Origin of the sequence: Streptomyces sp. NPDC057249, from assembly GCF_042669245.1 — a bacterium.
In the GTDB taxonomy this organism is placed as follows: domain Bacteria; phylum Actinomycetota; class Actinomycetes; order Streptomycetales; family Streptomycetaceae; genus Streptomyces.
Genome location: NZ_JBHUXS010000022.1, coordinates 1 through 21,092, shown reverse-complemented (window position 1 = coordinate 21,092; position 21,092 = coordinate 1). Strand labels below are relative to the sequence as shown.

Annotated in this window: 20 protein-coding genes and 1 tRNA gene; 11 read left to right on the top strand and 10 right to left on the bottom strand. The window is 72.4% G+C overall.

All coding sequences use genetic code 11. The features are described from left to right. The first annotated feature begins 44 nt into the window (after positions 1-44). The 3 genes from cysS (at position 45) to ACFUJY_RS30510 (ending at position 4,292) form a co-directional block, all read left to right on the top strand. On the top strand, positions 45-1,448 hold the full coding sequence (cysS, locus tag ACFUJY_RS30520; RefSeq protein ID WP_383305631.1) for a cysteine--tRNA ligase: 1,404 nt from the start codon (positions 45-47) through the stop codon (positions 1,446-1,448). An 81-nt stretch (positions 1,449-1,529) separates the two neighbouring features. Beyond that, a complete protein-coding gene (gene rlmB / locus ACFUJY_RS30515; protein ID WP_383305630.1) occupies positions 1,530-2,486 on the top strand; it encodes a 23S rRNA (guanosine(2251)-2'-O)-methyltransferase RlmB in 957 nt (318 codons plus the stop codon). Between the two features lie 189 nt (positions 2,487-2,675). After that, on the top strand, positions 2,676-4,292 hold the full coding sequence (locus ACFUJY_RS30510) for a DoxX family membrane protein (protein ID WP_383305629.1): 1,617 nt from the start codon (positions 2,676-2,678) through the stop codon (positions 4,290-4,292). A 76-nt stretch (positions 4,293-4,368) separates the two neighbouring features. Here the strand turns inward: ACFUJY_RS30510 and ACFUJY_RS30505 are convergent, their stop codons facing one another. From ACFUJY_RS30505 to ACFUJY_RS30490, 4 genes are all read right to left on the bottom strand, one after another. Further along, positions 4,369-5,079, bottom strand: coding sequence for an NDP-sugar synthase (locus tag ACFUJY_RS30505; RefSeq protein ID WP_383305628.1), 711 nt, complete (start codon positions 5,077-5,079; stop codon positions 4,369-4,371). A gap of 46 nt (positions 5,080-5,125) precedes the next feature. Next, a complete protein-coding gene (locus ACFUJY_RS30500; protein WP_383305627.1) occupies positions 5,126-5,557 on the bottom strand; it encodes a hypothetical protein in 432 nt (143 codons plus the stop codon). A 230-nt stretch (positions 5,558-5,787) separates the two neighbouring features. Then, positions 5,788-6,924, bottom strand: a complete 1,137-nt coding sequence (locus tag ACFUJY_RS30495; RefSeq protein ID WP_383305626.1) for an ABC transporter ATP-binding protein — start codon at positions 6,922-6,924, stop codon at positions 5,788-5,790. A gap of 371 nt (positions 6,925-7,295) precedes the next feature. Beyond that, complete coding sequence (locus ACFUJY_RS30490) at positions 7,296-8,696, bottom strand: RNA-guided endonuclease InsQ/TnpB family protein (protein ID WP_383305625.1); 1,401 nt, start codon at positions 8,694-8,696, stop codon at positions 7,296-7,298. Positions 8,697-8,860: 164 nt separating this feature from the next. Here ACFUJY_RS30490 and ACFUJY_RS30485 point away from each other — a divergent pair. Further along, positions 8,861-8,934: transfer RNA gene (locus tag ACFUJY_RS30485), tRNA-Thr, on the top strand. 37 nt (positions 8,935-8,971) lie between these two features. Here the strand turns inward: ACFUJY_RS30485 and ACFUJY_RS30480 are convergent. Next, complete coding sequence (locus ACFUJY_RS30480; protein ID WP_383305624.1) at positions 8,972-9,376, bottom strand: rhomboid-like protein; 405 nt, start codon at positions 9,374-9,376, stop codon at positions 8,972-8,974. A gap of 158 nt (positions 9,377-9,534) precedes the next feature. Between ACFUJY_RS30480 and ACFUJY_RS30475 the strand changes: the two genes are divergently transcribed. Both ACFUJY_RS30475 and ACFUJY_RS30470 read left to right on the top strand, forming a co-directional pair. After that, positions 9,535-10,449, top strand: a complete 915-nt coding sequence (locus ACFUJY_RS30475; protein ID WP_383305623.1) for an aminoglycoside phosphotransferase family protein — start codon at positions 9,535-9,537, stop codon at positions 10,447-10,449. 31 nt (positions 10,450-10,480) lie between these two features. After that, positions 10,481-10,957, top strand: coding sequence for a GNAT family N-acetyltransferase (locus ACFUJY_RS30470; protein ID WP_383305622.1), 477 nt, complete (start codon positions 10,481-10,483; stop codon positions 10,955-10,957). Positions 10,958-10,975: 18 nt separating this feature from the next. On the opposite strand, the gene ACFUJY_RS30465 is transcribed toward ACFUJY_RS30470, so the two are convergent. Next, entirely contained in the window at positions 10,976-11,962 is a 987-nt protein-coding gene (locus tag ACFUJY_RS30465; protein ID WP_383305621.1) for a zinc-binding dehydrogenase, read from the bottom strand. A gap of 115 nt (positions 11,963-12,077) precedes the next feature. On the opposite strand from ACFUJY_RS30465, the gene ACFUJY_RS30460 reads away from it, so the two are divergent. Further along, positions 12,078-12,758 carry a pentapeptide repeat-containing protein gene (locus tag ACFUJY_RS30460; RefSeq protein ID WP_383305620.1) on the top strand — a complete coding sequence of 227 codons (681 nt, stop codon included), beginning with the start codon at positions 12,078-12,080 and terminating at the stop codon, positions 12,756-12,758. An 18-nt stretch (positions 12,759-12,776) separates the two neighbouring features. Here ACFUJY_RS30460 and ACFUJY_RS30455 read toward each other — a convergent pair whose 3' ends face one another. The 3 genes from ACFUJY_RS30455 to ACFUJY_RS30445 are packed head-to-tail and all read right to left on the bottom strand — an operon-like array spanning position 12,777 to position 15,337. After that, positions 12,777-13,274 carry a hypothetical protein gene (locus ACFUJY_RS30455; protein WP_383305619.1) on the bottom strand — a complete coding sequence of 166 codons (498 nt, stop codon included), beginning with the start codon at positions 13,272-13,274 and terminating at the stop codon, positions 12,777-12,779. Between the two features lie 54 nt (positions 13,275-13,328). Beyond that, the gene (locus ACFUJY_RS30450) at positions 13,329-13,970 is read right to left on the bottom strand and encodes a response regulator (RefSeq protein WP_383305618.1); all 642 of its coding nucleotides are present in this window, start codon (positions 13,968-13,970) and stop codon (positions 13,329-13,331) included. Beyond that, the gene (locus ACFUJY_RS30445; RefSeq protein WP_383305617.1) at positions 13,967-15,337 is read right to left on the bottom strand and encodes a sensor histidine kinase; all 1,371 of its coding nucleotides are present in this window, start codon (positions 15,335-15,337) and stop codon (positions 13,967-13,969) included. Before ACFUJY_RS30445 ends, ACFUJY_RS30450 begins: the two co-directional genes overlap by 4 nt. 227 nt (positions 15,338-15,564) lie before the next feature. Here ACFUJY_RS30445 and ACFUJY_RS30440 point away from each other — a divergent pair, with 227 nt between their 5' ends. From ACFUJY_RS30440 to ACFUJY_RS30425, 4 genes are read left to right on the top strand one after another with little or no spacing between them, the layout of a single operon-like run. Then, a complete protein-coding gene (locus tag ACFUJY_RS30440; RefSeq protein WP_383305616.1) occupies positions 15,565-16,122 on the top strand; it encodes a heme-binding protein in 558 nt (185 codons plus the stop codon). Positions 16,123-16,150: 28 nt separating this feature from the next. Continuing rightward, positions 16,151-16,771, top strand: coding sequence for an ankyrin repeat domain-containing protein (locus ACFUJY_RS30435; protein WP_383305615.1), 621 nt, complete (start codon positions 16,151-16,153; stop codon positions 16,769-16,771). Then, positions 16,768-17,931, top strand: coding sequence for a hypothetical protein (locus ACFUJY_RS30430; RefSeq protein WP_383305614.1), 1,164 nt, complete (start codon positions 16,768-16,770; stop codon positions 17,929-17,931). Before ACFUJY_RS30435 ends, ACFUJY_RS30430 begins: the two co-directional genes overlap by 4 nt. A 50-nt stretch (positions 17,932-17,981) precedes the next feature. Next, the gene (locus tag ACFUJY_RS30425) at positions 17,982-19,406 is read left to right on the top strand and encodes a M1 family metallopeptidase (protein ID WP_383305613.1); all 1,425 of its coding nucleotides are present in this window, start codon (positions 17,982-17,984) and stop codon (positions 19,404-19,406) included. Positions 19,407-19,436: 30 nt separating this feature from the next. Here ACFUJY_RS30425 and ACFUJY_RS30420 read toward each other — a convergent pair whose 3' ends face one another. Beyond that, positions 19,437-20,951 carry a M4 family metallopeptidase gene (locus tag ACFUJY_RS30420; protein ID WP_383305719.1) on the bottom strand — a complete coding sequence of 505 codons (1,515 nt, stop codon included), beginning with the start codon at positions 20,949-20,951 and terminating at the stop codon, positions 19,437-19,439. Between the last annotated feature and the right edge of the window lie 141 nt (positions 20,952-21,092).

Genomic DNA, 21,092 nt, shown 5'->3' with positions numbered 1-21,092 from the left:
CACAGGGGCGCGGGGCACTGGTGCGGGCCCACTACCCTTGAGGGGTGACTATTCGCCTGTACGACACCAGCGCCCGGCAGATCCGTGATTTCGTCCCGCTCACCGCGGGCTGTGTCTCGATCTACCTCTGCGGCGCCACCGTCCAGGCCGCCCCGCACATCGGGCACATCAGGTCCGGACTGAACTTCGACATCATGCGCCGCTGGTTCGCGTACCGCGGCTACGACGTGACGTTCGTCCGGAACGTCACGGACATCGACGACAAGATCATCGCGAAGTCCGCCGACCAGGGCCGCCCCTGGTGGTCCATCGGTTACGAGAACGAGCGGGCGTTCAACGCGGGTTACGACGCGCTCGGCTGCCTGCCGCCCACCTACGAACCGCGCGCGACCGGGCACGTCCCGGAGATGATCGAGATGATGCGCGGGCTCATCGAGCGCGGCCACGCGTACGCCGCCGACGGCAACGTCTACTTCGACGTGCGCTCGTTCCCCGGCTACCTGGCGCTGTCCAACCAGGAGCTGGACGACCTGCGCCAGCCCTCCGGCGAGGGCGAGACCGGCAAGCGCGACCAGCGCGACTTCGCCATGTGGAAGGCGTCCAAGCCCGGCGAGCCCAGCTGGGAGACGCCCTGGGGCCGCGGTCGCCCCGGCTGGCACCTGGAGTGCTCCGCCATGGCGCACAAGTACCTCGGCACCGCCTTCGACATCCACGGCGGCGGCATCGACCTGATCTTCCCGCACCACGAGAACGAGATCGCCCAGGCCAAGGCGTTCGGCGACGACTTCGCGGGCTACTGGGTGCACAACGGCTGGGTCACCATGTCCGGCGAGAAGATGTCGAAGTCCCTCGGCAACTCCGTCCTCGTCAGCGAGATGGTCAAAACCTGGCGCCCCATCGTCCTGCGCTACTACCTGGGCACCCCGCACTACCGGTCCATGATCGAGTACAGCGAGGAGGCCCTGCGCGAGGCCGAGTCGGCGTTCGCCCGCATCGAGGGCTTCATCCAGCGCGTCACCGAGAAGGCCGGCGAGACCGTCGCCCCGGCCGCCGAGGTGCCGCCCGCCTTCGCCGACGCCATGGACGACGACCTCGGCGTCCCGCAGGCGCTCGCGATCGTCCACACCACGGTCCGCCAGGGCAACTCCGCCCTCGCCGCCGACGACAAGGAAGCCGCCGTCGCGCGCCTCGCCGAGGTCCGCGCCATGCTCGGCGTCCTCGGCCTCGACCCGCTCGACGACCACTGGGCCGGTGAGAGCGACCGCGGCGACGACCTCCACGGCGTCGTGGACACGCTCGTCCGCCTCGTCCTCGACCAGCGGCAGTCCGCGCGCGCCCGCAAGGACTGGGCCGCCGCCGACGCCATTCGCGACCAGCTCAACCAGTCCGGACTCGTCATCGAGGACAGCCCGTCCGGCCCCCGGTGGACACTCGGCCCCCGCCAGTAGCCCACCACATGCCGCCCGGTCCGCCGGGCGGCACACTTCACTTGTACGCACGCACGACCGAAGCAACGAAACAGGTAGGTCATGGCCGGGAACAGCCAGCGCAGGAACCGCCGCACGTCCAACAAGAAGGGCGCGCAGGTCGGCAGCGGTGGCCAGCGACGCCGGGGCCTCGAAGGCAAGGGCCCGACCCCGCCCGCCTCCGCCCGCAAGGGACACAAGAAGAACCGCGTCGCCAACGCCCAGGCCAGGCAGGCGGCCGCCCGCCGCCCCGCCCCCCGGCGCGGCGGCGTCAAGGGCACCTCGGAGATGGTCGTCGGCCGCAACCCGGTGTACGAGGCTCTGCGCGACGGCGTCCCCGCCACCACGCTCTACGTCCAGCAGTACATCGACAACGACGAGCGCGTCCGCGAAGCCCTCCAGCTCGCCGGTGAGCGCGGCAACATCAACCTCATGGAGGCCCCGCGCCCCGAGCTCGACCGCATGACGGGCGGGCTCAACCACCAGGGTCTCGTCCTCCAGGTCCCGCCCTACGAGTACGCCGACCCGCAGGACCTCCTCGAAGCCGCGTACGACAACGGCGAGGACCCGCTCATCGTCGCCCTCGACGGCGTCACCGACCCGCGCAACCTCGGCGCGATCGTCCGCTCCGTCTCCGCCTTCGGCGGCCACGGCGTCGTCGTCCCCGAGCGCCGCGCCGCCGGCATGACCGCCGGGGCCTGGAAGTCCTCGGCCGGCACCGCCGCCCGCACCCCCGTCTCCAAGGTCACCAACCTGACCCGCGCCCTCGAAGCGTTCAAGAAGGACGGCATCGCGGTCGTCGGCCTCGCCGCCGACGGCGAGCACACCGTCGAGGACCTCGAAGCGCTCGGCGGGCCCGTCGTCATCGTCATCGGCAGCGAGGGCAAGGGCCTCGGCCGCCTCGTCGGCGAGACCTGCGACTACCGCGTCCGGATCAACATGCCGGGCGGCGCCGAGTCGCTCAACGCCGGTGTCGCCGCCGGCATCGTCATGTACGAGGTCGCGCGCCGCCGCGCCTGACCGACCGGTCCGAGGGGCCGCCCGGGGGCGCGCGCGCACGTGCACGCGCCCCCGCGCAACCCCCCACCACCTGTTGACGGGTCTCGGACACCTTCGGCACGGTCAAGGCAGTGTCCTAATCACACATCACTCGGTTAGATGAGTGTGGACACCAGAACGCCTCGGTTCGACGAACTACCCGCCCTGAGCATGACCAAGGTGGACTGCGACCCTGCGCAGGTCATCGTCAACCACGCCAGCTTCCGGGTGCAGCTCGCCCCCGGCCAGCGCGCACGGCTGCGCGGTGTGACCCCCGCCGGCGCGCCCAGGATTCCCGCCATGAGCGCCCCCGGAGCCGGACGCGGCCGGCGCGCCCCCGTCGTCTGGAGCGGCAAGTCCGCCCCCGGCGACCCCGGCGCCACCGGGCTCCTCCAGGCCGTACGCAACTCCACCACCGGCAGCCCGGAGACCGCGTACGACCCCTACGACCCGTACGCCTCCTACGAGTTCGACCACGGACGCGGCGGTGCCGGCACCCAGGTCATCCCGCGCCTCGACGAGTCCCCGCTCGAAGAGACCCAGCCCAACCCCGTCATCGGCGCACCCCGCTCCGGCGGGCCCCTGCTGCCGCCCATGCGCCGGGCGGTCGGTGCCTACGACCCCGTCGACCCCGGGCCGTACGACCCGGACGGCTACGACGAGCGGGGCCCGTACGACGACGAGGCCGCCGTCGACCTCACCGACGAGGAGGAGCGCGGCCGGCGTCAGGGCGGCGCCGACGACGTCCGCCACGCGTACTACCCGGGCCGCCGCATGAACCTCGGCGTCGTCCTCCTGCCGATGCGGGTCTTCCTCGGCTTCATCTCCATCTACGCCGGCATGGGCAAGCTCTGCGACCCCGTGTACTTCGACGGCGGCGAGCGCGGCTCGATGGTCAAGTGGCTGAACTCGCTCCACCCGTGGGCGATGGCCGAGCCGCTGCGCGAGTTCGCCCTCTCGCACCCCGTCGGGGCCGGCCTCTCCATCGCCTTCCTCCAGGTCGTCGTCGGCGTCCTCACGGTCCTCGGGCTCTGGCAGCGCGTCGCCGCCACCGTCGGCGCCCTGCTGTCCGCCGCCCTCCTGGTCACCGTCAGCTGGCGCACCGTCGCCGCCTACGACGCGCCGGACATCATCTACCTCGCCGCCTGGAGCCCGCTGATCATCGCGGGCGCCCCCGTCTACTCCATCGACGGGCGGCTCGCCGGAGAGGCCTGGCGCAAGCTCGGCCCCCGCTCCGAGATCTGGGACCTGCGCCGCCGCGTGCTGCGCCGGGGCGCGGTCGTCGCCAGCGTCGTCGTCGGCCTCACCCTGCTCATCGGCTCCGTCCTCGGCGGCGCCGTCCGCTCCACGGAGGTCGTCACCGTTCCCGGCCCGCACGGCGTGCCCACCAACCAGCTCCCCGGCTCGCCCCTCCCCGACAAGTCCCGCAAGGGCAAGGCGTCCAAGAGCCCCACCGGCCACCAGCCCGCCCCGTCCCACAGCACCGCACCCAGCACCCCGTCCGCCGACGCCTCCACGCCCTCCTCGGGCAGCGTCCGCGAGACGGGCCAGGCGGCGGGCGCGAGCACCGGACAGCCCAGCCAGACCCAGGGCACCGGCCAGCAGCCCCCGCAGCAGACCACCCCCCAGCAGCCCCCCGCCACCAGCTCCGGCCCCAGCTCCTCCGGGACCACCGGCACCGGCGGCGGCTCCACCACCGGCGGCACCGACCCCGACCCCGGCGCCGGCTCGGGCGGCGGGGACGGCGGCAGCGGGGGCCGCAACCCGATCGGCGGCCTCCTCGGCTGACCGCGGGAGCCCCTGAGGCAGCGAACGGGGCGGGCCCGGAGGAACATCCTCCGGGCCCGCCCCGCTTCCGTACGTCCTACCGCTCGCCCAGCTCCTTGGCGGCCTCCGTCAGGTCCTTCGCGGTGTCGATCGCCCGCCAGTACGCCCCGTGGGGCAACGGGTAGCCGGCCAGCCGGCGTTCGCGGGCCAGCCGGGGGAACGTCGTCCGCTCGTGATCGCCCAGGTCCGGCAGCATGCCCGTGAACGCGGGGGAGAACACGTACACCCCCGCATTGATCAGATACGGCGACGGCGGCGCCTCGATGAAGTCGGTGATGTGCCCGAACGCGTCGGTCTCCACCGCACCCCACGGAATCCGGGGCCGGGCCAGCGCGAGCGTCGCCGTCGCGTCGCGTTCCGCGTGGAACGCCGCCATCTCGCGCAGCGAGAACCGCGTCCAGATGTCCCCGTTGGTCGCGTACCACGGCTCGTCCGGCTCGGGCAGCCGCGCCGCCGCGTACTTCAGGCCCCCGCCGCGCCCCAGCGGCTCGGACTCCACCACCGTCGTCACGCGCAGCGGCAGCACCGCATCGGCCAGCCACTCCTGGAGCACCTCGGCCAGATGCCCGCACGACACCACGGCGTCGGTCACGCCCTCGGCGGCCAGCCAGGAAAGCTGATGGCCGATGATCGGCGTCCCGGTGCCCGGGATCTCGACCATCGGCTTGGGGCGGTCATCGGTGTACGGGCGCAGCCGTGACCCCTGGCCACCCGCCAGGATCACGGCCTGCGTCGGAAACGTATGCATGCCAGGCACGATAGGCCGTGCCCGGCAGCGGGGAGTGGTGCGCCGGTCAGCTGAACTGGGCGACGCCCGAGGCGAACGAGGTGTCGCAGACGGGGCGCGAGAAGCGGTGCGCGCGCGTCGGGCCGTACTTCTCGACGGCCGCCTTGCCCAGGGTCTTCGCGATGGACATGCAGTGCTTGGCGAGCGACGGGCGCCCCTCGACGGCGCGCTGGAGGTCCGTCAGCGCGACCCCGGGGTCCTTGGCGCGGAGCTCCTGGAGGAGCCGGTCGCGCAGGACGTCCTGCGGGGCCCGCGGCTTGACGGCGGCTTCGGCACCCTTGGCGTCGGAGACGGTACGGGCCGACGCGGCGAGGAGCTGCGAGTCGGAGTTGCTGGCTGCCCACGGCACGGCGGTGACCGCGAGGGTCCCGGACAGGACCATGACGACGGGCAGTACGAAAGCGAGGGTTCGGCCGATACGGCGCACGGTGTGGGTCACGCAGCGAGCGTAGCGGCCGGTGATGGCGTGGCGACATTACGTCACTCTCGCGGGGGATGGTTCGAGTGCGCTTTTCGAATCGCGTGTTGACGAGCGGGAGCGAAATGACCGTTCTGGCGGGGAATTCGCCCCCGCTCGCTTCACACGCCTCCGCCGCCGCGAACCCGGCCCGGAACGCGCGGTGGCCCCGCACGACGAGCGTGCGGGGCCACCGTACAGCGGGTGCGACGTCAGGCGGTGAGGCGCTCACCGGTCGACGTGGCGAAGACGTGCAGCTCGTCCGGGCGGGGCACGACGTGCAGCTTGGTGCCCTTCTCCGGAACGGCGCGGCCGCCGACGCGGACGACCAGGTCCTTGTGCTCGCCACCGACCTCGGCGGCACCGTAGACGAAGCCGTCGGCGCCGAGCTCCTCGACCACGTTGACCGAGACGGCCAGGCCGGCCGGGGCACCCGAGGTGTCCTTGACGAGGGCCTTGCCGGCGGCGCCGCCGTGCTCGACGATGTCGAAGTGCTCGGGGCGGATGCCGACCGTGACGGTGGTGTCACCGCGGTTCGCGGCGGCGGTCAGCGCCTCGCGGGAGACCGGGACGACGCTGTTGCCGAACTTCACGCCGCCGTCGGTGATCGGGACCTCGACCAGGTTCATCGCCGGGGAGCCGATGAAGCCGGCCACGAAGAGGTTCGCCGGCTTGTCGTACATGTTGCGCGGCGAGTCGACCTGCTGGAGGAGACCGTCCTTGAGGACCGCGACGCGGTCGCCCATGGTCAGGGCCTCGACCTGGTCGTGGGTGACGTACACGGTCGTGATGCCCAGGCGGCGCTGGAGCGAGGCGATCTGCGTACGGGTGGAGACACGGAGCTTGGCGTCGAGGTTCGACAGCGGCTCGTCCATGAGGAAGACCTGCGGCTCACGCACGATCGCGCGGCCCATCGCGACACGCTGGCGCTGACCACCGGAGAGCGCCTTCGGCTTGCGGTCCAGGTACTGGGTGAGGTCCAGCATCTTGGCGGCCTCTTCGACCTTCGCCCGGATGTCGGTCTTGTTGACACCGGCGATCTTGAGCGCGAAGCCCATGTTGTCCGCGACGGTCATGTGCGGGTACAGCGCGTAGTTCTGGAACACCATGGCGATGTCCCGGTCCTTCGGCGGCAGGTGCGTGACGTCGCGGTCGCCGATGCGGATGGCGCCGCCGTTGACGTCCTCGAGGCCGGCGAGCATGCGGAGGGAGGTGGACTTGCCGCAACCGGAGGGACCGACGAGGACGAGGAACTCACCGTCCGCGATGTCGATCTCGAGCTGGTCGACCGCGGGCTTCGTGGAGCCGGGGTAGACGCGGGACGCCTTGTCGAACGTGACACTGGCCATGCTGATTCTTCTCCTCCACCGGCAGGAACGTGCCGGACGATCCGTTGTAAGGGAGTGGTCTGGTCCATCGGAGTGAACCTGCAAGGACGCTACCTGGCGGTTTCGAATCTGTCAGTAGTTCTTGGGGGAGGAAAATCTCGCAGCAGAGCGGTGGCCTTTTGACCGTGTGCGTGCGGGATGGCAGAGCACCGCACTTTTGACCCGCACGCGCAGGGCAGAGCGCCGGCTTTTTGGCCTCGTGCCTCGCACGCACTTCCTGCTTCGACGCCCCCGCCGCCCGGACGCACCCCTGAGGGGCGCTCCCGACCGGTCTTACATGGGCTCCGTAGGCATGACGACCGACGGCCCGTCGGTCCGTACCGCAGTACTTCTTACGCAGCCAGCTGTACGTCTGCCAGCTCCGACGCCTTGATCACCGGCGGTGGCATCCGTCCCGGCGGCAGCGCGGTGGCCACGAGCCAGTACAGCCGCATGCCCTCGTCACGGAGGTTCCGCGCCGCGTTCACATCCCGGTCGTGGACCGCACCGCAATCCGTGCAGGTCCACTCCCGTACGGACACGTCGAGCGACGGCCCCTTCGCGTGGCAGTCGGAGCACCGCCGTGTCGACGGGAAGAAGCGGTCCACGATCACCAGCGTCCGCCCGTACCACGCGCACTTGTACCGCAACTGCCGTACGAGCTCACCCCAGGCGGCATCGATGATCGACCGGTTCAGCCGGGCCTTGCGGCGCCGGCCCTTCCCGACTGCCGGACGCAGCAGATTCATGACGGCCAGGTCTTCCACCACGAGCACTTGGTTCTCGCGCACGAGGCGGGTGGTCAACTGGTCCAGCATGCCTCTGCGTACGTCACTGATCAGCGCGTACAGCCGAGCGATCCGCTTCCGGGCCTTGCCCCGGTTGTTCGACCCCTTCTTCTTGCGGTGTAGACCCCGCTGCAGCCGCGCCAGCTCCTTGTCGTACTTCTTCAGCAGCCGTGGATGGTCCACCTTCGTTCCGTCGTCCAGAGTCACGAGGGCGGCCAGGCCGAGGTCGATTCCGACGGCCTTCGGCTCGCGACTGCCCGGCAGGAGCGCTGTGGGCAGATGAGCGATGTACTCCTCCACCAGCACCGCGAGGAAGTACCGGCCGGCGCGGTCACGCGTCACGGACAACCTCACCGGCGCCGCACCAGCCGGCAAGGGCCGGGACCAGCGCACATCCAGTGGCGTTGTCTGCTTCGCCAGTGTCACCAGGCCCGTGCCGGGCCGCTCGGGATCCTCCGACCACCGGAAGCCGGTGCGTACGTAGCTCGCCGAATCCGGTGACCGATGCTTCTTCTTTCGTTGCGGATACTTCGCCGACTGCTTGAAGAACCGTGTGAACGCCCCGTCCAGATGGCGCAACGCCTGCTGAAGGACCGTCGACGAGACCTCGCGCAGCCACGACGTCTCCGGCGCCTGCCGCCAGCCCGTCAACGCCCGGCACGACTCGGCGAAGCCGACGGACACACGGTGTTGCTCCCACGCACCCGACCGGAGTGCCAACCCTTCGTTGTAGACCCAACGGCAGGCCCCGAACGTTTTCTCCAACTGCTCGGCCTGCGAGGGGGTGGGGTAGAAGCGGTAGCGGTACACGCGCTGCTGCGTACCCGGCTCCTTGACCCTGCTCTTGATGGCCGTGGCCGCACGACCCTGATGCTTTCTGCGGTCGCCGATGCCCAGTGCCTCGCGCTTGATGCGCTTGGCCTCGTCGCCCGTAACGCGCGTCCGCTGGTCCTCGGTGTCCGCCATGAGCCCTCCCCGCCCCTCGGCCGTCCGATATCCGGATCAGCACGTCAGTGTTCTTAACGCACGGGTGCTCGGGTGGTTACGGGGGCGAGAGATCTTCGTGGAGTAGAACGTGGGGTGCTGTGTAAAGTGAGGATCGCGCGCGTGGCCTTCTCAGCGTGCGCGTTGCCGCCTTAGCTCAGTTGGCCAGAGCGTTCGATTTGTAATCGAAAAGTCGTCGGTTCGATTCCGACAGGCGGCTCAAATCCCAGGTCAGCGCCCCGCTGACCTGGTTTTTTTTATGCCCCGCGCCGCGTCAGCGGATAGCACCCCAGCCCGATCAGGGCCGCTGTCAGGTGGCCGATGTCCGTGAACGTCGGGTTGGCGGTCAGGGGGAGCGTGTAGATCACCAGGACCGCGAAGAGGTACGGCGGGCGCCAGGGGCGGGGGATGCAGTAGGTGAGGACCGCGATCACGTCGGCCAGGGCGTAGCTGGCGCCCATGTCGAGGGTGTCGGCCGCGGAGGGCGGGGCATGGCCGTGGCGGATGGCCCAGGCGAGGATGGATTCGCTGACGAGGGTGGCGAGGACGTGGGCGGTGGCGGCGACGTGCCGGCGATGAGGACGCGGACGGGGGCGCGGGACAGCTCGTGGATGTTGGTGGAGCGTTGGCACGAGGAACTCCTCCTCGAAGGCTGGTGACATCTGGTGGACGATCACCGTGGTGACGAGGAGGGCGGCCAGCCAGAGGTAGGTGCCGGGGGCGCTGCGGATCCAGGAACCGGTGCGCGGAGGAGCCGGCCGGGCCGTGCTGGGTGGCCGGAGGGCTTGCCCGGTCGGCGCACGCTCCTACGATCGGGGCCGTGATCGAGATTCCGGATGAGCTCGTCGCCACCCAGTCCGCGTACAACGGGGAGGCCGGCCGGGCGTTCGTGGCCGCGTTGCCGGGGATGGCGGCGGAGTGCATGGAGCGGTGGGGGCTGCGCCGGGACGGTGCGGTGATGCACGGGGTGTGCGCGCTGGTTGTGCCGGTGGTGCGGGTGGGGGACGGGCGGCGGGCGGTACTGAAGTTGCAGCCGGTGGACGCGGAGACGGTGGGGGAGCCGGTCGCGCTGCGGCTGTGGGGTGCGGCGGGGGCCGGGGCGGTGCGGTTGCTGGAGCACGATCCGGAGTCCGGGGCGATGCTCCTGGAGCGGCTGGACGGAAGCCGTTCGCTGGAGGGTGAGCCGGACGCGGACCGGGCGGTCCGGGTGATCGCCGGGCTGCTGGCGGAGCTGACGGCGGTGCGGCCGGGGGCGGCGGGGGCCGGGCACGGGCTGCGCGGGCTCGCGGAGGCGGCTTCCCGGATGCTGGCCGCCGCGCCGGACGTGGTGGCGGCGCTGGCGGACGAGGAGGAGCGGGGGCTCGTACGGGACTGCGCGGCGGCGGTGCGTGAGGTGGCGGCGGAGCCGGGGGACCGGCTGCTGCACTGGGACCTGCACTTCGGGAACGTGCTGGCGGCGGACGGCGGGTCCGGGTGGGTGGCCATCGATCCGAAGCCCTTGGTGGGGGACCCGGGATTCGAGCTGCTGCCCGCGCTGGTGAACAGGTTCGACGCGGACGCGGTGGGGAGGCGGTTCGACGTGCTGACCGGAGTGCTGGGGCTGGACCGGGAGCGGGCGGCGGCGTGGACGCTGGGACGGGTACTGCAGAACGGGTGCTGGACGGTGTCCGGCGGGGCGCGGCGGCTGGCGCCGGAGCAGGCGGAGATCGCACGGGTGGTGCTGGGCCGGGGGTAGCCGTCGGCGGGGCGCTGTTTACGCTGCCCCCATGATTCGTACCGCTACCCCCGCAGATGTCCCCGCCCTCCACGCCATGGTGTGTGAGCTGGCCGATTACGAGAAGGCCCTGCACGAGGTGCGTGCGACGGAGGAGCACGTGCGGGAGGCGCTGTTCGGCGAGCGGCCCGCCGCGTTCGCGCACATCGCCGAGTCGGACGAGGACGGCGAGGTCGTCGGCTTCGCGCTCTGGTTCCTGAACTTCTCGACGTGGCGCGGAGTGCACGGGATCTATCTGGAGGACCTGTACGTACGCCCGGAGCGGCGCGGCGGCGGGCACGGGAAGGCGCTGCTGACGGAGCTGGCGCGGATCTGTGTGGAGCGGGGTTACGAGCGCCTGGAGTGGTCGGTGCTGAACTGGAACGCCCCGTCGATCGCGTTCTACGAGTCGCTGGGCGCGCGTCCGCAGGACGAGTGGACGGTGTACCGGCTGACCGACGGGGCGCTGGCGGAGCTGGGCGGGGCGTGAGGCGGGCGGGTTCCGCCGTCAGGGGATGAGGACCACCTTGCCGATGGTGCGCCGGGTCTCCAGGTCGCGGTGCGCGTCGGCGGCGCGGGCGAGCGGGTAGCTCTGGATCGCGGGGCGCAGGCGGCCGGCGGCGGCTTCGGCGAGGGCGCGGGTTTCGAGCGCGCGCGGTCCGCCGCCCTTGCGGAACAGGCCGGGGCCGAGGACGTTCTCGGAGGTGATGCCGCGTGCTTCGCGTTCGTCCTCGGTGGGGGAGAAGGGGTGCCCGTTGCCGGACCGGCCGTAGATGACGTGCTGTCCGCCCTTGCCGAGGAGGTCGACGGCGGCGCGGGCGGTGGTGGAGCCGACGGAGTCGTAGACGACGGTGGCGCGGCGGCCGAGTGCGTCCAGGTGGGCGCGGACGTGGTCGGGCCAGTCGGGGCGGGTGTAGTCGACGGCGAGGTCGGCGCCGTTGTCCCGGACGCGGGCGGTCTTGGCGGGGCCTCCGGCGAGTCCGATGACGGTGGCTCCGGCGTTCTTGGCGTACTGGACGATCAGGGTGCCGATGCCTCCGGCGGCGGCGGTGACGAGGACGAGGGAGTCGGGGCCGAGGGGGGTGAAGCCGAGGATGCCGAGGACGGTGCGGCCGGTTCCGACCATGGCGACGGCTTCCGCGTGGCCGAGTCCTTCGGGCACGAGGTGGAGCCGGTCGGTGTCGCTGACGGCGATTTCGGCGTAGCCGCCGGGGACGTTGCCGAGGTGGGCGACGACGTCGCGGCCGAGCCAGTCGGGGTCGGTGCCTTCGCCGAGCGCGTCGACGGTGCCGGCGACTTCGCGGCCCGGGACGGTGGGCAGCTGGGCGGGTGGGAGGGGGCCGGGGATGCCCTGGCGCAGCGTGGTGTCGAGGAGGTGGACGCCGGCGGCGCGGACGGCGATGCGGACCTGGCCGGGGCCGGGCCGGGGGGTGTCGACGTGTTCGTGGACGAGGTTTTCGGCGGGCCCGAAGGCGTGGAGTCGTACGGCGTGCATGGCGGGTCCCCCCGGAGTGGTGTGCGGGCTCTGTCGGCCCCAGCCTGTGACCTCAAGCAGGGTTGAGGTCAAGCGTCGGCGGGGCGTTGTCAGTGGCGTGCGTCACGATGGGGGCATGGTGCGCGGTGGTGGTCGGAGCGGTGGTGTGAAGGCGGCGCGGCGGCCGGAGGTGCGGTTGCCGCCGCTGGTGGAGTTCGAGGGGGACGGGCTCGTACCGGACGGGGATTACGACGGGGTGCGGTTCGGGGCGTCGGTGGAACTCGCGGACGCGTCGGGCAGGGGCGCGCGGTTCATGGACTGCGCGCTGGAGGGCTGTGCCCTGGACCGGGCGGAGCTGGTGCGGGCGCGGTTCATGGACGCGGTGCTGACGGGGGTACGGGGGGTGGGCACCGATCTCGCGGAGGCGTCGCTGCGGGACGTGGAGGTGGTGGACGCGCGGCTGGGCGGGACGCAGTTGCACGGGGCGGTGCTGGAACGGGTGCTCGTGCGCGGCGGGAAGATCGACTACCTGAATCTGCGGGAGGCCCGGCTGACGGATGTCGTCTTCGAGGGCTGCGTGCTGGCGGAGCCGGACTTCGGGGGCGCGCGGCTGACGCGGGTGGAGTTCCGGGACTGCGTGCTGAGGCGGGCGGACTTCAGCGCGGCGCGGATGGAGGCGGTGGATCTGCGGGCGGTCGCGGAGCTGGACATCGCGCGGGGGGTGGAGCGGCTGGCGGGTGCGGTGATCAGCCCGGTGCAGCTGATGGAGCTGGCGCCGGCGTTCGCGGCGCAGATCGGGGTGCGGGTGGAGGCGTGAGGGGGCGGCCGGGCCGGGTCAGAGGCGGGGGAAGCGGGACTGGAGGTCCCAGACGGCCGGGTTGTCGGCCAGGCCCTCATGCATGTCGGCCAGGTCGGCGATCAGGTCGTGCAGGAAGTCGCGGGCTTCGCGGCGCAGGAGGGAGTGGCTGAAGGTGAGCGGCGGTTCCTCGGGGTCCATCCAGTCGGCCTCGATGTCGACCCAGCCGAAGCGGCGCTCGAAGAGCATGCGGTCGGAGGACTCGGTGAAGTCCAGTTCGGCCTGCTGGCGGCGGTGCGAGCGGTTGCCGCGCGGGTCCTGGTCGATCCGTTCCACGATGTCGCACAGCGCCCAGGCGAAGTCGAGCACCGGCACCCATCCCCAGGCTGTGGATACTTCGCGGTCCTCCTTGGTGTCCGCGAGGTAGACGTCCCCGGAGAACAGGTCGTGCCGCAGCGCGTGGACGTCCGCGCGGCGGTAGTCGGTCTGCGGGGGGTCGGGGAAGCGGCGGGAGAGGGAGTAGCCGATGTCGAGCACGGTCCGATGGTGTCATGCCCGGCGTGTCGGTCCGGCACCAGCGGTCCGGGGGCCTCAGGGCAGCAGGCGCTGTTCCTTGGCGACGGCGACGGCGCCCGCGCGGGTGTCGACGCCCAGCTTGTCGTAGATGCGGCCGAGGTGCGTCTTGACCGTGGCCTCGCTGATGAACAGGGCGCGGGCGATCTCGCGGTTGCCCAGGCCCCGGGAGAGCTGGCCGAGGATGTCGCGTTCGCGGTCGGTGAGGGTGGGCAGGGGCGCGCGCATGCGGGCCATCACGCGGCTGGCGACGGGCGGCGAGAGCGTGGTGCGGCCCTGGGCGGCGGAGCGGATGGCGGCGAACAGTTCCTCGGGGCGTTCGGCCTTGAGCAGGTAGCCGGTGGCGCCGGCCTCGATGGCGCGCGTGATGTCGGCGTCGGTGTCGTACGTGGTGAGGACGAGGACGTGGGTGCCGGTCCGGGCCGCGATGCGGCGGGTCGCCTCGACGCCGTCGATGCCGGTGCCGAGCTGGAGGTCCATCAGGACGACGTCCGGAGTGAGCCGGGTGGCGAGCGCGACGGCTTCCTCGCCGCTGCCCGCCTCGCCGACGACCTCGATGTCCGGTTCGCTGCCGAGGAGGGCGAGGAGCCCGGCGCGTACGACGGCGTGGTCGTCGCAGAGCAGGATGCGGATGCGGTCGGTGGTGGGGTCGGCGGTCATGCGGGGTCCTGGGGGGTGGGGGCGACGGGGACGGTGGCGGTGACGACGGTGCCTTCGCCGGGGGCCGATTCGATGGTGAGGGTGCCGCCGAGCTGGTGCAGCCGGGCGCGCATGGCGGGCAGCCCGTGGCCGCGCACCCCGCCGGGGCTTCCGGTGGCGGTGGCGGGCGTGAAGCCGTGGCCGTTGTCGGCGATGTCGAGGACGGTGCGGTCGTCCAGGTGCGTGAGCGTGAGGGCGGCCTCGGTGGCGCCCGCGTGTTCGGCGACGTTGGCCAGGGCGCCCTGGGCGATCCGCAGCAGGGCGGACTGGGTGCGGTCGGGCAGGACGGTGTGCGGGGCGCCCTCGATGTGGCAGCGGACGGTGAGCCTGCCCTGCGCCTGGGCGGTTTCGCGGGCGGCCAGTGCGTGCAGGGCCGCGTCGAGGCCGCCGCCCTCGGCCAGGTCGGCGGGGGCCAGGTCGTGGACGAAGCGGCGGGCCTCGGCGAGGTTGCGTTCGGCGATGCCTTCGGCGGTACGGATGTGGCGTCGGGCGGCGGCCGGGTCGGTGTCCCAGGTGCGGTCGGCGGCCTGGAGGAGCATCTGCTGGCTGGACAGGCCCTGGGCGAGGGTGTCGTGGATCTCCATGGACAGCCGCTGGCGTTCGGCGAGGGTGCCTTCGCGGCGCTCGGTGGCGGCGAGTTCGCGGCGGGTGCGGAGGAGGTCGTCGATGAGCCGGCCCTGTCGCACGGCCTGCCGCCGCATATGGACGAACACGGCGGTGGCGACGGCGGCGACGGCGGGCGGGGCGAGCACGAGGTTGGGGTCGAAGCCGTGCGCGAGGCGGAGCTGCGCGGCGACGACGAACAGCGTGAGCAGGGCGACGAGGGCGTACGCGGCGCGGGGTGGCAGGATGCGCAGCCCGGTGTAGAAGAGCGGCACCGCGCACCAGGCGAAGCTGGGCGCGAGGACGACCACCACCATCCACACGACGACGAGCCCGCCGAGCCAGACGAGGCTGCGGGCGGTGGGACGCGAGCCGAGCACCGGCCCCATGACGTAGAGCACGGCCAGGGCGATGGACAGCCCGATGATCCAGGGCGTGCGGGCCTCCCCGGGGTGCCGGAGCAGGAACCGGGCGAGCGAGGCGCCGAGGAGCAGGAAGAACGCGGCGTGCATGAGGAGGGCGAGAGGGCGGGTGTCGGCGTCGTCGACGGGCCGGGACCCCGCCGACCCCGGGCGGCGACGCGGGCGTGCGGCGTCACGCGGCGCACCCCCGCGCCCCCGTGCCGCGTCGGCATTGCGTGCCGCGTCGGCGTCGCGGCGGGACCCGTGCCGTTCGGTTCGGTCCGAGGGCGGGGGCTGCCGCTCGGTTCCCTCGTCCTGATCCACCTCGCACCCCCTCTCCGGTCCCAAGGGGACCCCCGTTGACCTGCGTGGACATTCCATCGTCACCCCGGACGGGCGCCCGCGCATCAACCGATCGGCCGATGGGGACGTCAGCCGTCCCGGGCGCCGGGTCGAGCCGGTACGACGACCGTCCGGAGGCGGTTCCGGGCCAACGATGGATGACAGGACGCGGGAACCACCCGCTTCCGTCCCCCGCTGAGGAGCCCCTGATGAAGAAGATGTCGCTGCGTACCCGCGTCCTGACCGGTGCCGTCGCCGCCGCCGCCCTCGGGGCCGGCACGTTCGGCGCGATGTCCGCGAACGCGTCCACCCCGGCCGCCGCCCCCGCGACCGCCGTCAAGGCCGACACCGCGCACCGCAACCTCCAGCAGTCGACGCACCTGACGCTCGACGCCGCGACGAAGGCCGCGAAGGCCGCCCTGGACGCGGCGAAGAAGGAGAACCAGCGCGTCGCGGTCTCGGTGGTGGACCGCAACGGCAACACGATCCTGACCCTGCGCGGCGACGGCTCGGGCCCGCAGGCGTACGAGTCGGCCGAGAAGAAGGCGTACACCGCCGTGTCGTGGAACGCCCCGACCTCCGAGCTGGCCGAGCGGCTCGCCCAGGCCCCGAACCTGAAGGACATCCCTGGCACGCTGTTCCTCGGGGGCGGCGCCCCCGTGCAGGTCAAGGGCGCCCCGGTGGCGGGCATCGGCGTCGCGGGCGCGCCCAGCGGCGACCTGGACGAGAAGTTCGCGCGGGCCGGCGTCGCCGCCCTGGCCAAGTAGTACGCACGCGCACCCCCGGGAGACGGACATGAACGCCCTCGATCACCAGTTGCTCGACGCCGCGCGCACCGGCGACCCCGACGGAGTGCGGACCGCGATCGAGGGCGGCGCCCGGGTCGACGCCCGCGACGAGGAACTGCGCACCCCGCTGCTCCTGGCCGTCCACGGGGACCACGTCGAGGTGGCCCGGCTGCTCGTCGCGGCGGGTGCCGACCCGGACGCGCAGGACCGGCGCGAGGAGAGCCCGTGGCTGGCCACCGGAGTCACCGGCAGCGTGGAGATGCTGCACGCCCTGCTCCCGGCGGGGCCCGATCTGAAGCTGCGCAACCGGTTCGGCGGGATCGCGTTGATCCCGGCGAGTGAGCGCGGTCATGTCGCGTACGTACGGGAGCTGCTGAGGGTCACCGACATCGCGGTGGACCACGTCAACCGGCTGGGCTGGACGGCCCTGCTGGAGGCCGTGATCCTCGGTGACGGCGGCCGGGCGCACCTGGAGATCGTGGAGCTGCTGCTCGCGGCGGGCGCGACGCCGGGGCTGGCGGACGGCGACGGGGTGACGGCGCTGGAGCACGCGGAACGGCGCGGGTTCGCGGGGATCGCGGCGCTGCTGCGGGACGCGGAGGCGTCGGACGGCGGGGGCACGCGGTGAGCGCCGGCCCCGTCCGCCCGGCGCGCCGTGCGGGTGGTCGCCGGGCCGCCCCCGCCGTCGCGGCCGTGCTCGCGGCGGTCGCCCTGCTCGCCGGGTGCGGGGGTACGGCCGCGCCCGGTGGGGGGCCGCCCTCCGCGCCGGACGCCCGGGCCCCCGCGCCCACCGCCACGCCCGAGCCCGGGGCGACCCCCGAAGGGACTCTGCTCGTCGCCGACTTCGGGGCCGACACCGTGTCCTTCGTGGACCCGGTACGGGGCGTCTTCGACCGGGTGGAGGTCGGCACCGCCCCCTACGGCGTCGCGGTCGGCGCGGACGGGCGGGCGTGGGTCGCCACCGCCGAGGGCGTCGCGGTCGTGGACACCGGGAAGCGGACGCGGCTGGCCCGGATTCCGTACCGGACGCGGACCGGGCCCGTGACGACGGGGGAATACCGGGGCGGCGGGATGGGTATCGCGCTGGCCCCCGACGGCCGCCACGCGTACGTCGGCGTCAACGTGCCCGACGGCGACGGGGTCCTTGAGGTCATCGACACCGCGACCCGGACGGTCACCGGCACGGTCCCCGTGGGGCGCCGGCCCTTCGACGTGGACGTGTCGCGCGACGGCTCGGAGGCGTACGCCACCGGGCACGACTCGTTCGACGTGACGTCCGTCCGTACGGACACGCTCCGCGCGCGCCGCATGGAGGTCGCCCCGTACGGGACCGAGGGCGGGCTGGGGTCCTGGCTGAAGCCGCACTACGCGGTGGTCCGGCCGTCCGACGGGAAGCTGCTGCTGCCGTTCGAGGGCGAGCGGCTCGCGGTCCTCGACCCGCGCACCGGGCAGGTGGCCGTCGAGCGGATGACGGCCGACACCCACCAGCACGGGGCGGCGCTCACCCCCGACGGCCGGCTGCTCGTCGTCGGCACCGGCCCGATCACCTCCGGCGACGACGCGGCGTCACTGACGATCCGTGAGCCGGACGGCTCCGAGCGCGTCGTGCGGCTGGACGGTCCGCACGAGGACGTCGCCGTGTCGCGGGACGGCCGTACGGCGTACGTGACGGGAGGCTTCACCCGGGACGGCTACTGGAACGGCATCACGGTCGTCGCCCTCGACGGGAGGACGCCCCCGGTCCGGCTGGCGGCGGGCGAACGGCCGCTGGGGATCGCGGTGCTGTGACCCGGCGCACCACCCCCGGATGGCGACATTCCGCACATAGGATCATCCGTGTGGATCATCGAACTCCGGTACGCCGAAGGGCCCCCAGGGCAGCCCGCGCCGCCCTCCCCCTGCTCACCCTCGCCCTCCTCGCGCCCGCCTGCTCCGGCGGGGTCGAGGGGAAGCCGGGCGCGTCCGGTGTGCGCGATCCGTACTTCCCGAAGCTGGGCAACGGGGGCTACGACGTCACGCACTACGCCCTCACGCTCGACGTGGACCCGGACGAGCAGACGCTGCGCGGGACGGCCGAGATCACCGCGCGCGCCACGCAGGATCTGAGCTCGTTCAATCTGGACCTGGCCGGGCTGACCGTGGACTCGGCGACCGTGGAGGGCCGCCCGGCCGCCGTGAACCGCGCGGGCAACGAGCTGACGCTCCGTACGGACGCGGAGGTCGAGGACCGGCTGCGGAAGGGTGAGACGTTCCGTGCCTTCGTGCGCTACTCCGGATCGCCGAAGACGATCACCGACCCGGACGGGTCCGAGGAGGGCTGGCTGCCGACCGACGACGGGGCGCTGGCGCTCGGTGAGCCGACCGGTTCGATGGCCTGGTTCCCGGGGAACCACCACCCGAGCGACAAGGCCGCGTACGACCTGGCGGTCACGGTCCCGAAGGGCCTCACGGCGGTGTCGAACGGAGTGCTCGCCGGGCCGCCGGTGACGGAGAAGGGCCGCACCACCTTCCGCTGGCACACCGCCGAGCCGATGGCGAGCTATCTCGCCACGCTGGCCGTCGGGCGGTTCGAGACGAAGACGTCGACGACGGCCGACGGCATCACGGTGTTCACGGCCGTGGACCCGGAGGTGGCGAAGGCGAGCGCGCGGACCGTCGGCCGGGTCCCGGAGATCGTGGCGTGGGAGGCGGAGCACTTCGGTCCGTATCCGTTCTCGGCGACGGGCGCGATCGTGGACCGCGAGGACGACGCGGGGTACGCGCTGGAGACGCAGACCCGGCCGTTCTTCCCCGGCCCGCCGAGCGCCGGGCTGCTCGTCCACGAAATGGCGCACCAGTGGTTCGGCGACTCGGTCACACCGGAGAGCTGGCGCGACATGTGGCTGAACGAGGGTCTGGCGACGTACGCGGAGTGGCTGTGGGAGGAGGAGAAGGAGGACACCCCGGCGGAGGAGTCGTTCGACGACGCCTACGAGGACGAGGACAACTGGGCGTTCCCGCCCGCCGATCCGCCGTCGGCCGCGGCCATCTCGGACGATCCGGTGTACGGGCGCGGGGCGATGGTCGTCCACAAGATCCGCGAGGCGGTGGACGACGACGAGGAGTTCTTCGCGCTGCTGAAGGGCTGGACGGAGAAGTACCGGCACCGCAACGCGTCGACGGCGGACTTCACGGCGTACGTGGAGGAGGAGACGGGGCAGGACCTGTCGGACCTGTGGAAGGCGTGGCTGTACGGCAGGAGCCGGCCCGCCGCGGACGGCTGACCGGCTCCCGCTTCTGCTCCCGCGTACGGGTTACTTCACGTTGACGCCGCTCCAGGCCGCGTCGACGGCCTTGAGCTCGGCGCTGTCGGCGCCGTAGAGGTCGGTCGCCGCCTTCTCGGTGGCGGTGCGGGCGTCCGCGTAGTCGGTGGTGGAGGTCATGTACGCGGACAGGGCCTTGTACCAGATCTGGACGGCCTTGTCCCGGCCGATGCCGGTGACGGTGGAGCCGTCGGCGGTGGGGGAGTCGTAGTCGACACCGTTGATCGTCTTCGCGCCGCTGCCCTCGGCGAGCAGGTAGAAGAAGTGGTTGGCGACGCCGGAGGAGTAGTGGACGTCGAGGTCGCCGACGCCGCTGTCCCAGTAGTCGGCCGAGCCGCCGTCCTTGCTGGGCTGGTCCATGTAGCGCAGCGGGCTGCCGTCGCCGTTGATGTCGATCTTCTCGCCGATGAGGTAGTCGCCGACGTCGGTGGCGTTGTCGGCGGAGAACTCGACGGAGGTGCCGAGGATGTCGCTGGTGGCCTCGTTGAGCCCGCCGGACTCGCCCGCGTAGTCGAGGTTGGCGGTGGACGAGGTGAGGCCGTGGCTCATCTCGTGGCCGGCGACGTCGAGGGCGGTGAGGGCGCTCTTGTTGTCGGCGCCGTCGCCGTAGGTCATGCAGAAGCAGCTGTCGTCCCAGAAGGCGTTGACGTACGCGTCGCCGTAGTGGACGCGGGAGTACGCGGCCTTGCCGTCGCCCGCGATGCCGTCGCGGCCGAAGGCGGACTTGTAGAAGTCCCAGGCCCGCGCGGCGCCGTAGTGGGCGTCGACGGCGGCGGTCTGGCGGTCGTCGCCGGTGCCGTCGCCCCAGGTGTCGTCGTCGTCCGTGACGAGGTCCCCGGTGCCGCTGGTGCCCTGGCCCAGGTCGTACGTCTTGTGGCCGCCGCGGTCGCCGTCGGTCAGCTCGAAGCCGGAGCCGGACGCGGTGGTGGTGAGGTCGACCGTGCCGCTGTACTGGCTGTTGCCGATGCCGGCGGTCTCGATCTCCTCGTAGCTCTGGAGGACCTTGCCGGTGGTGGCGTCGGTGATGACGCGCTTGCGGCTGGGGGTGCCGTCCTTCTGGACGCCGGTCTTCACGGATTCCAGGGCGAGGACGGGGGTGCCGTCGCCTGCCCAGATCACCGTGCGGGCGCTCGCCGCCGTCTTGATCTTCGGCGTGGTGGACGGCACGGATATGCGGGCGGTGGTCGCCTTGGTGACGCTCTTGAGCCGGCCGTTCGCGGCGGTGTGGGTGACGAGGTCGCCGCCGAGGACGGGCAGTCCGGCGTAGGTGCGCTCGTAGCGGGTGTGGACGGTGCCGTCGGCGTCCTTGATCACGTCACGGGCGATCAGCTTCTCCTTGGCGCCCAGCTTCAGTGCGGAGGCGGTGGCGGAGGCGTCGGACTGGGCGGACTCGATGGCGGCGGTGCGGGCCGAGGCGCTGTTGAAGGCCGGGGTGGCGGAGGCGGAGTCGCCGGGGGTGTTCGGGTGGGCGTTCGCCGTACCGGTCTGCATGCCGACGAGGACCATCGCGGCCACGGCGGCCAGGGCTGCGGCGCGACGGGTGGTGACGTGGGGGGTATCCACCTGCTGTTCCTCAGAGCTGAGGGAGTGAGCGTAACCACGCATGAGTGAGTGTCGTTCTCAGGGCGTGAATCTGACGGAGTGGGC

What these genes read in the sequence shown, in the direction of transcription:
- rlmB (WP_383305630.1), top strand. Translation starts at nt 1,530, where the DNA reads ATGGCCGGGAACAGCCAGCGCAGGAACCGCCGCACGTCCAACAAGAAG.
- ACFUJY_RS30510 (WP_383305629.1), top strand. Translation starts at nt 2,676, where the DNA reads ATGACCAAGGTGGACTGCGACCCTGCGCAGGTCATCGTCAACCACGCC.
- ACFUJY_RS30505 (WP_383305628.1), bottom strand. Translation starts at nt 5,079, where the DNA reads ATGCATACGTTTCCGACGCAGGCCGTGATCCTGGCGGGTGGCCAGGGG.
- ACFUJY_RS30495 (WP_383305626.1), bottom strand. Translation starts at nt 6,924, where the DNA reads ATGGCCAGTGTCACGTTCGACAAGGCGTCCCGCGTCTACCCCGGCTCC.
- ACFUJY_RS30490 (WP_383305625.1), bottom strand. Translation starts at nt 8,696, where the DNA reads ATGGCGGACACCGAGGACCAGCGGACGCGCGTTACGGGCGACGAGGCC.
- ACFUJY_RS30480 (WP_383305624.1), bottom strand. Translation starts at nt 9,376, where the DNA reads ATGTCACCAGCCTTCGAGGAGGAGTTCCTCGTGCCAACGCTCCACCAA.
- ACFUJY_RS30470 (WP_383305622.1), top strand. Translation starts at nt 10,481, where the DNA reads ATGATTCGTACCGCTACCCCCGCAGATGTCCCCGCCCTCCACGCCATG.
- ACFUJY_RS30465 (WP_383305621.1), bottom strand. Translation starts at nt 11,962, where the DNA reads ATGCACGCCGTACGACTCCACGCCTTCGGGCCCGCCGAAAACCTCGTC.
- ACFUJY_RS30460 (WP_383305620.1), top strand. Translation starts at nt 12,078, where the DNA reads ATGGTGCGCGGTGGTGGTCGGAGCGGTGGTGTGAAGGCGGCGCGGCGG.
- ACFUJY_RS30450 (WP_383305618.1), bottom strand. Translation starts at nt 13,970, where the DNA reads ATGACCGCCGACCCCACCACCGACCGCATCCGCATCCTGCTCTGCGAC.
- ACFUJY_RS30440 (WP_383305616.1), top strand. Translation starts at nt 15,565, where the DNA reads ATGAAGAAGATGTCGCTGCGTACCCGCGTCCTGACCGGTGCCGTCGCC.
- ACFUJY_RS30435 (WP_383305615.1), top strand. Translation starts at nt 16,151, where the DNA reads ATGAACGCCCTCGATCACCAGTTGCTCGACGCCGCGCGCACCGGCGAC.
- ACFUJY_RS30420 (WP_383305719.1), bottom strand. Translation starts at nt 20,951, where the DNA reads ATGGTCCTCGTCGGCATGCAGACCGGTACGGCGAACGCCCACCCGAAC.